The organism is Catellatospora sp. NPDC049609 (genome assembly GCF_040675365.1).
Lineage (GTDB): Bacteria > Actinomycetota > Actinomycetes > Mycobacteriales > Micromonosporaceae > Catellatospora.
Window position 1 is genome coordinate 1 of the sequence record NZ_JBFAOU010000251.1, and the last position, 8,674, is coordinate 8,674.

An 8,674-nucleotide genomic window follows, 5' to 3' on the forward strand; every position below is an offset into this window, starting at 1 on the left:
CAGCAGCATCGCGATCAGCAGCGGCACGATGACGATGCTGATCTTGCCAAGGAACTGCAGCAGGTAGATGAGGGCGAAGCCCAGCACGATGATGCGCCACGCCCAGGCCGCGCCGATGCGCAGCCCGTACGGCACGTCGGCGTCGTCGCGGCTGGTCGTGGAGTGGTGCACCTGCTCCGGCTCGGCGGGCTCGGGCAGCGGCAGCTCCGCCTCGCGGCGCTCCAGGTCCTCCTGCTCGCGACGGGCCCGCGCGCCGGCACGGCTCGCCTCGTAAGCGCGCCGCACGTTCGCCTTGAAGTTCTCCAACCGGCCCACTGATGTCCTCCCTGGGACAGACGACCACACCACGTTAGTCGCCTGGAACCACTCAAACATCGGGGAAGTACCCTGACCGGCGTGACACTCAACGCATCCACCGCCGAAACCGGGCTGCCCATCCGCCTGCTGCACGACCGGGTGCTGGTGAAGACGGAGGCGTCCGAGGGCGAGCGGCGCTCCTCGGCGGGCCTGGTCATCCCGGCCACCGCCTCGGTGGGCACCCGCCTGTCGTGGGCCACGGCGGTCGGCATCGGCCCGCACGTACGCGCGATCCAGGTCGGCGACCGGGTGCTGTTCGACCCGGACGAGCGCTCCGAGGTGGAGCTGCACGGCGAGTCGTACGTGCTGCTGCGCGAGCGGGACGTGCACGCCGTGGCGGCGTCGCGGGTGGAGCCCGACGCGACCGGCCTCTACCTGTAGCCCTTGCGGCCGGTCGGCGTCCCGCGGCCCGTGCGGCGCGGGCCGCGATGCGGGACGGCGCACGGGGACGGCGCGGCGACTGGCGCGGGTCGCCTAGGCTGCCGCGCGTGTTCGGCATCATCCGCCCCTGCGCGCACAGCCTGCCCGAGCGGCTGCACGATGAGTGGCTCGGCCACCTGTGCGGTCTCTGCCTCGCCCTGCGCGACGAGCACGGGCAGTCGGCCCGGATCGTCACCAACTACGACGGCCTGATCATCTCCGTGCTGACCCAGGCGCAGCTCGACGCGGTGCAGCGGCGCACCGCCGGGCCGTGCCCGCTGCGCGGCATGCGCACCGCGGCGGTCGCCGACGGCGCGGGCGCGCGCCTGGCCGCGACGGTCTCGCTGGTGCTCGCCTCGGCGAAGCTGTCCGACCACGCCGCCGACGGGGACGGCCTCTACGGCCGCCGGCCGGTCGCCGCGGGCGCCCGGCTGCTCGCCCGGCGCTGGGCGGCCCGCGCCCACCGGTCCGGCCTGGACCTGGGCATGGATACGTCGGTGCTGCTGGCGGCCGTCGGCGGGCAGCACGACATCGAGCGGGCGATCACCCGCGGCGCGTCGCTGCTGACCGTCACCGAGCCGACCGAGCTCGCCACGGCGGCCGCGTTCGCGCACACCGCGGTGCTGGCCGGGCGGCCCGGCAACGCCGAGCCCCTGGCCGAGGCGGGCCGCTTCTTCGGCAGGATCGCGCACCTGCTCGACGCGGTCGAGGACCTGGCCGCCGACCGGGCCGCCGGGGCGTGGAACCCGCTGGCCGCCACGGGCGCGTCGTACGCCCAGGCCGGGATGCTGGCCCGGGACGCTGCGGCGGGCATCCGGCTGGCCCTGGCCGAGGTGGCCTTCACCGACGCCAAGCTGGTGCACCGGCTGCTGGTGCACGAGGTCGAGCACGCCATCGAGCGCACCTTCGCCCAGGCCGACCCGGACTACTACCCGCCCGTCGTCCAGCCGGGGAAGACACCGAAGGCGCCGCGGCCGTCCGGCGGCGGCTCCTGCTTCTGGCCGCACGTGGAGATCCCGCCGCGCACGCGCGGGCCGCTGTTCGGCTGCGCGGTCGCCGCCTGGATGTGCTGCACCTGCCAGGTGTGCTGCCGCGACCCGTATCCGGGGCCGTGGAGCGGCAAGGCGCGCGAGGGCTGGTGCACCAGCTGCGACGGCACCTGCTGCGAATGCTGCGACGTGAGCTCCAAGTGCGGCCGGATCTGCAAGAACTGCGACTGCGACTGCGACTGCTGCTAGCGGTCCGCTTCGAGCGGGCTCCGTCCGGCACGGCGGACGGAGCTCTGCTCAGGTGGGCGGGCGGCTCAGGTCGCGCTCAGGCGCTTGAGCACGCCGAGCACGGTCTCCTGCTTGGTGGTGTACCAGAACGGCGGCAGGCTCGCCCGCAGGAACGGGCCGTAACCGCGGGCCGACTCCAGCCGCGAGTCCAGCACCGCCACCACGCCCTTGTCCGAGGTGGAGCGGATCAGCCGGCCCACGCCCTGGGCCAGCCGGATCGCGGCGATCGGCACGCTCACCGCGGCGAAGCCGGAGCCGCCCGACGAGTCCACCGCCGCCGAGCGGGCCGCCGCCAGCGGCTCGTCCGGGCGCGGGAACGGCAACCGGTCGATCACCACCAGCTGGCAGGCGTCACCCGGCACGTCCACGCCCTGCCACAGCGACATGACGCCGAGCAGGCAGCTGTTGCGGTCCTCCCGGAACTTGCGCACCAGCAGCGGCAGCGCCTCGTCGCCCTGCAGCAGCACGGTCAGGTCGGTCTTCGCGCGCAGCAGCTCCGCGGCCTGCTGCGCGGCCCGCCGGGACGAGAACAGGCCGAGGGTGCGCCCGCCGAGCGCCTGCACCAGCGCCAGCAGCTCCGCCCCGGCGGCGTCCGGCAGCCCCGACGCGGCGGGCCGGGGCAGGTGCGCGGCGACGTAGAGGATGCCCTGCTTGGCGTAGTCGAACGGGGAGCCGACGTCGAGGGACTTCCAGCCGGGCCCGGACGACGCCGGCTGCTCCTTCTCACCGGGCTTGGGCGCGGTCACCGGCAGGCCGAGCGAGCGGGCCAGCGTCTCGAACTTCCCGCCCAGGGTGAGCGTGGCCGAGGTGGCGACCACGGTGCGGTCCTCGTACAGCTTCTCGCTGAGCAGGCCCGCGACCGACAGCGGCGCGACCACCAGCCCGCGGCGCGGCTCGTGCTCCACCCAGGCCACGTCGTGCTCGTTGTCCTCCAGCAGCCGCTGCGCGGTCGTCGACGCCTCGTCGAGCAGGGACTTGGCCTGCTTCTTGCGCACCGGGTCGGAGTCCTCGGCCTTGATGTCGCCGATCCGGGTCAGCGCCCGGCGGGTGGCGCCGTCCAGCAGCGTGCAGGCCTCGACGAGGGCCGCCGGCAGCGGGCCGGTGATCCGCCCGGCGGGGGTCTCGGCCAGGCCCACGGTCAGCGCGTCCGCGGCCTCCAGGAGCGACTGGTACTCGTCGCCCTCGACGAACGGGCGGGCCGCGCGGGCGGTGCGGTCCACCGCGTCCGGGGTCAGCTCCGCCTGCGCGGCGCTGGACACCCGGTCGGCGAGCTCGTGCGCCTCGTCGATGATCAGCAACTGGTGCTCGGGCACGATGTGCCGCCCGGCCATCATGTCCGCCGACAGCAGCGAGTGGTTGGTGACCACGACGTCGGCCTCGCGGGCGCGGGCGCGCGACAGCTCCGCGAAGCACTCCGGCCCGTAGTGGCACTTGGCCGCGCCGACGCACTCGCGCGCCGGGGTCGACACCATCCGCCAGGCCGTGTCGTCGACGCCCGGGTCCAGCTCGTCGCGGTCGCCGGTGTCGCTCTCCATCGCCCAGTCGCGGATGCGCTCGATCTGCTTGCCCAGCCGGCCCGACTCGCCCAGCCACTTCACGCCACTGCCGCTGGAGCCCGCGTCGAACAGCGCGTCCTGCGGGTCCTGCTCGTCGGAGTGCTCCAGCTTCGCCAGGCACACGTAGTGGTGACGCCCCTTGAGCAGGGCGAACGTCGGCTCCCGGCCGAGCAGCGGCGCGACCGCCCTGCCGATGCGGGGCAGGTCCTTGTCGACCAGCTGCGCCTGCAGCGCCAGCGTCGCCGTCGAGATGACGACCGGCCCCTGCACGGTCAGCGCGGGGGCGAGGTAGGCCAGCGACTTGCCGGTGCCGGTGCCGGCCTGCACCAGCAGGTGGTCACCGGACTCCACGGCCTCGGCGATGGCCGCGGTCATGGCCTGCTGGCCCGGCCGCGCGGAGCCGCCGGGCACCGACCCGACGGCGGCGTCCAGCAGGTCCAGAGCACTGTGGCTGCGGGTTCGCGACTTCTTCGGCGGCACCGAATGACCGTACCGGTCGTCTCCGACACTCATGCATTCACGTCGGGATGTGGGAACATGGCGCATTGTGGGCGCGACCCCCGTCCCGCTCGCGTCGTGGCGTCGGGATGGGGAACGCCACCACCGCCGTGAAGCGAGGTAGTCGATGGCTGTCGTACGCGTGGAGATCCGCAAGTTCGACGGGAGCGCCCACCGGGCGTTCCCCGCCACGCTGCTGGGACGCGACGAGCACGGCACCTGGCTCGGCATCCCGAGCGGCACGGTGAGCGACACCGGCAAGGTGTACGAGATCCCCGGCGTCGTCCTGGTCCCGCACACCGGCTGGTGGACCGCCATGTTCAACGCCGCCCCCCGCAACACCTCGGTCTACTGCGACATCACCACCCCCGCCACCTGGAACGACGACACCGTCGTGGTCACCGACCTGGACCTCGACGTCCGCAAGATCCGCCAAACCGGCGAGGTCCAGCTCGTCGACGAGGACGAGTTCGCCGCCCACCAGGCCAAGTTCGGCTACCCCGAAGAAGTCGTCCAACAAGCCCGCGCCGCCGCCCAATGGCTCCTCGACGCCGTCCGCGGCAACCAGGAACCCTTCACCACCCACTTCCACCGCTGGCTCTCCCACGTCACCCCCTGACCACCCCCGCTTTCTCGGGTTGATCATGAACTTATGGCACGGCTCGGCGGCGTGTCGTGTCCACAACCTCATGATCAATAACCGCCGCCGTCCCGGCCGTCGGGACGCGTGGGTTGTCGATCAGGAAGTTGGGGCAAGGGCACGCCGTCGACCCGTGCCATAAGTTCATGATCAACGGGGTACGGGGGTCTGGAGTTGGTGGTTGGGCGGCGGGGTGGGGGGAAGGTGCGCAATGATCGGGATGTGGCGGACGTGTCCGAATTGCTGCGGGCGGGGTCGGGGGTGGAGCTGGCCTCGATCGACACCGCGGGCACGCCGGGGATGCCCGCGAGCAGGCGCGTAAGCCAGGATCCGAAGGCCTGGGCGCGGGCCGAGCTGACCGGGATCGGGGCCGAGCTGGCGCGGCAGCAGGAGATGCTGTTCGCGAACGCCAAGAGCGATCCGGCCGATCAGCGGCGGGTGCTGCTGGTGCTGCAGGCGATGGACTGCGGCGGCAAGGACGGCACGGTCAAGCGGGTGTCGCGGGCGATGAACCCGCAGGGCCTGCGGATCACCGCGTTCGGGCCGCCGACGGCCGAGGAGCGGCAGCACGACTTCCTGTGGCGCGTGCGCCGCGCGCTGCCGCTGCCCGGGTACGTCGGCATCTTCAACCGCTCGCACTACGAGGACGTGCTGGTGGCGCGGGTGCGCGAGCTGGTGCCGCCGCGGGTGTGGAAAGCGCGGTACGAGAAGATCAACGCGTTCGAACGTGAGCTTGTCGACAGCGGGTTCTCGCTGGTCAAGGTGATGCTGCACATCTCCTACGACGAGCAGCGCAAGCGGCTGCTGGAGCGCCTGGACGAGCCCACGAAGCACTGGAAGTACAACCCGGACGACGTCGACAACCGCGCCTTCTGGCCTGCGTACCAGCAGGCTTATCAGGATGCGATCAGCAGGTGTGGGACTGATCACGCGCCCTGGCATGTGGTGCCGGCCGACCGGAAGTGGTACCGCGACTGGGCGGTGGCTCAGCTCGTCCTCGGGGCGCTGCGGCGCCTGGAGCTGAGCTATCCGCCGCCCGGATTCGACCCCCAGACCGAGCGAAAACGTCTGGAGCGTGACGAAGCGGGCAGGGCGGGGAAGGTGAACGTGAGGTGAACGGCCCATGAATCGCAGGTGGCGCTGGGTGACCGGGTTAGGAACGCCGGGTAACAGTGTCTAGCATTCCCCCGACCCAACCGTCCGGATGACACCACCACAGACCAAAGGTGCTTGCGGTGAAGTTTTCGCTCCGCCCCCAAGAGGGTGCCTTCTACGAGATGTTCTCCCGCGCCGCGCAGAACCTCGTGCGGGGCACCGAGCTGCTCTCCGAGCTGGCGCTGCCCGGTGCCGACGTGCAGTCGGTCAGTGAACGGCTGGCCGAGGTCGAGCACGACAGTGACAAGATCACGCACGAGCTGTACAACAGGATCAACTCGACCTTCATCACGCCGTTCGACCGCGAGGACATCTACCGCCTCGGCTCGCAGCTCGACGACGTCATGGACCACCTGGAGGCCGTCGGCAACCTGGTCTACCTGTACGGGCTGACCAAGCTCCCGGCGCTGCCCCGGGAGATGATCGAGATGATCGACGTGCTGGACCAGCAGGCCAAGGTCACCGCGCTGGCCATGCCGCGGCTCAAGCAGATGAAGGGCCTCAAGGACTACTGGGTCGAGTGCAACCGCCTGGAGAACGACGGCGACCGCACCTACCGCATGCTCCTGGTGCGCCTGTTCAGCGGCGAGTACGACGCGCTGACGGTGCTGAAGATGAAGGAGGTCGCCGACGAGCTCGAGGCCGCCTGCGACGCCTTCGAGCACGTGGCGAACACCATCGAGACCATCGCCGTCAAGGAGTCCTGATGCGCGGGCTCATCGCCGGCTCCCGCGGCGGGGGTGCCCAGCGTGGATAACGCACTCCTGATACCGGTGCTCGCGGTCATCCTCGCGGCCATGGTGTTCGACTACACCAACGGCTTCCACGATGCCGCGAACGCCATCGCCACCAGCGTCTCGACCCGGGCGCTGACCCCGCGGATCGCGCTGGGCATCGCCGCGATCGGCAACTTCGTCGGCGCCCACTTCGGCGCCCAGGTCGCCAAGACCGTCGGCAGCGGCATCATCACGCCGCCGGAGGGCGAGGCAGGCCTCGGCATCGTCTTCGCGGGGGTGGTCGGCGCCATCGCCTGGAACCTGCTCACCTGGTATTTCGGCATCCCCTCGTCGTCCTCGCACGCGCTGATCGGCGGCCTGGTGGGCGCGATGCTCGCCGCCATCGCGTTCGGCGTGCAGGGCGAGGTGCTGTGGGGCGGCATCGTGGACAAGGTCGTAATCCCGATGATCGCGTCCCCGGCCACCGGCTTCATCCTCGGCGCGCTGCTGATGCTGATCCTGCTGTGGGCGGTGTACCTGCTGGCCAAGGCGCTCGCCAAGCGCAAGTCGGCGCGGCTGTTCCACCCCACGCCGCTCAACCGCTTCTTCCGCATCATGCAGTCGCTGTCGGCGGTCGCGATGTCGGTCGGCCACGGCATGCAGGACGCCGCCAAGACCATGGGCATCATCGTGCTGGCGCTCTACACCGGCGGTTTCCAGGACTCGAACGAGACCATCCCGGAGTGGGTGTTCTGGACCTCCGCCACGGTGCTGGCGCTGGGCACCTACGCGGGCGGCTGGCGCATCATCCGTACGCTCGGCCGCCGCGTGATCCACCTGGACCCGATGGCCGGCTTCGCGGCCGAGTCCGTCGCCAGCGGCGTGCTCTTCACCGCGGCGAGCTACGGCCTGCCGATCTCCACGACGCACACGATCACCTCGGCGATCATGGGCGTCGGCGCCACCAAGAAGTTCTCCGCCGTGCGCTGGGGCGTCGCGGGCAACATCGTGATGGCCTGGATCCTCACCTTCCCCGGCGCCGCCCTGGCCGCCATCATCGCCTACGTCCTGGTCCGCCCCATCTTCTGACCGGGTACGCAGTCAAGATCGCGACGATCTTGCGCGAACTGGTGGGGATACGTCCGCAAGGGGCGTGTCATCCCCACAGCTCACGCAAGATCGTCGCGGTTTTCAGTACGTGACGCCGATCTGGGCGCGGATGGCGTCCATGGTGCGCATGGTGGCGAGGGTCGAGGAGAGGGGGACCAGGTCGGATTCGAGTTGGCCCGCGCGCCAGCACTTGCCGGCTTCGGCGGCCTCGAAGTGGAGGCCGGAGGGGGCGTCCTGGAACTCCTGGGGGTCGGCGCCGTCGCGGTGCAGGACGAACCTCTCGGCGGCGTGGAAGCCCCAGGGGAAGTCGATCTTTCCGGTGGAGCCGACGATGGTGGCGGTGCGGATGTCGCCACCGGTGCCGCAGTAGAGGGAGGCCACGGCGCCGGAGGGGAAGCCGAGCGCGATGCTCGTCCGCGCGTCGGTGCCCTCGGGGAACAGCTGGGCCCAGGCGCGGATCTGGGTCGGCTCGCCGAGCAGCAGCTGCGCGAAGCCGATGGGGTACACGCCCAGGTCGAGCAGGGCGCCGCCGCCGAGCTGCGGGTTGCGCAGCCGGTGCGACGGGTCCGGGTCCAGCGCCACGCCGAACGACGCCTGCACCGCGACCACCTCGCCGATCGCGCCGTCCGCGATCAGCTGCCGCGCCTTGAGGACCGCCGGCAGCGTACGCGTCCAGAACGCCTCCATCAGGAACAGCTCGCGCTCCCGGGCGATGGTGACGAGGTCCTGCGCCGTCGCGAGGTCCAGCGTGAAGGCCTTCTCCACCAGCAGCGGCTTGCCGGCCCGCAGGCACAGCGAAGCCGCCGCGTGGTGGTGCGAGTGCGGGGTGGCGACGTAGATGAGGTCCACGTCCGGGTCGGCGGCCAGCGCCTCCCACGAGCCGTGGCTGCGGGCCACCCCGTGCTCGGCGGCGAAGGCCTCGGCGGACGACGCCGTCCGCGAACC

Annotated in this window: 8 protein-coding genes and 1 pseudogene; 6 read left to right on the forward strand and 3 right to left on the reverse strand. The window is 71.5% G+C overall.

Translation table 11 applies throughout. From position 1 onward, the window contains the following. Window positions 1-315, reverse strand: a pseudogene (locus AB0J67_RS37090) (AI-2E family transporter); the annotation flags it as partial. 81 nt (window positions 316-396) lie between these two features. Between AB0J67_RS37090 and AB0J67_RS37095 the strand changes: the two are divergent. After that, window positions 397-738 (forward strand): co-chaperone GroES, encoded by a 342-nt coding sequence (locus AB0J67_RS37095; RefSeq protein ID WP_363489802.1) that lies wholly within the window; start codon window positions 397-399, stop codon window positions 736-738. 107 nt (window positions 739-845) lie between these two features. Continuing rightward, window positions 846-2,015, forward strand: a complete 1,170-nt coding sequence (locus tag AB0J67_RS37100; protein WP_363489804.1) for a DUF5685 family protein — start codon at window positions 846-848, stop codon at window positions 2,013-2,015. 65 nt (window positions 2,016-2,080) lie between these two features. On the opposite strand, the gene AB0J67_RS37105 is transcribed toward AB0J67_RS37100, so the two are convergent. Continuing rightward, window positions 2,081-4,123 carry an ATP-dependent DNA helicase gene (locus tag AB0J67_RS37105; protein ID WP_363489806.1) on the reverse strand — a complete coding sequence of 681 codons (2,043 nt, stop codon included), beginning with the start codon at window positions 4,121-4,123 and terminating at the stop codon, window positions 2,081-2,083. A 112-nt stretch (window positions 4,124-4,235) separates the two neighbouring features. On the opposite strand from AB0J67_RS37105, the gene AB0J67_RS37110 reads away from it, so the two are divergent. From AB0J67_RS37110 to AB0J67_RS37125, 4 genes are all read left to right on the forward strand, one after another. Continuing rightward, entirely contained in the window at window positions 4,236-4,727 is a 492-nt protein-coding gene (locus AB0J67_RS37110; RefSeq protein WP_363489808.1) for a DUF402 domain-containing protein, read from the forward strand. 243 nt (window positions 4,728-4,970) lie between these two features. After that, window positions 4,971-5,864: a PPK2 family polyphosphate kinase gene (locus tag AB0J67_RS37115; protein WP_363489810.1), complete on the forward strand. Its 894-nt coding sequence runs from the start codon at window positions 4,971-4,973 to the stop codon at window positions 5,862-5,864. A 119-nt stretch (window positions 5,865-5,983) separates the two neighbouring features. Beyond that, on the forward strand, window positions 5,984-6,610 hold the full coding sequence (locus tag AB0J67_RS37120) for a DUF47 family protein (RefSeq protein ID WP_363489812.1): 627 nt from the start codon (window positions 5,984-5,986) through the stop codon (window positions 6,608-6,610). 90 nt (window positions 6,611-6,700) lie between these two features. Next, entirely contained in the window at window positions 6,701-7,708 is a 1,008-nt protein-coding gene (locus AB0J67_RS37125) for an inorganic phosphate transporter (protein WP_363489816.1), read from the forward strand. 102 nt (window positions 7,709-7,810) lie between these two features. On the opposite strand, the gene AB0J67_RS37130 is transcribed toward AB0J67_RS37125, so the two are convergent. Then, the coding region (locus AB0J67_RS37130; RefSeq protein ID WP_363489814.1) for a Gfo/Idh/MocA family oxidoreductase at window positions 7,811-8,674 on the reverse strand (864 nt) is incomplete at its 5' end.

What these genes read in the sequence shown, in the direction of transcription:
- AB0J67_RS37105 (WP_363489806.1), bottom strand. Translation starts at nt 4,123, where the DNA reads ATGAGTGTCGGAGACGACCGGTACGGTCATTCGGTGCCGCCGAAGAAG.
- AB0J67_RS37110 (WP_363489808.1), top strand. Translation starts at nt 4,236, where the DNA reads ATGGCTGTCGTACGCGTGGAGATCCGCAAGTTCGACGGGAGCGCCCAC.
- AB0J67_RS37125 (WP_363489816.1), top strand. Translation starts at nt 6,701, where the DNA reads ATGGTGTTCGACTACACCAACGGCTTCCACGATGCCGCGAACGCCATC.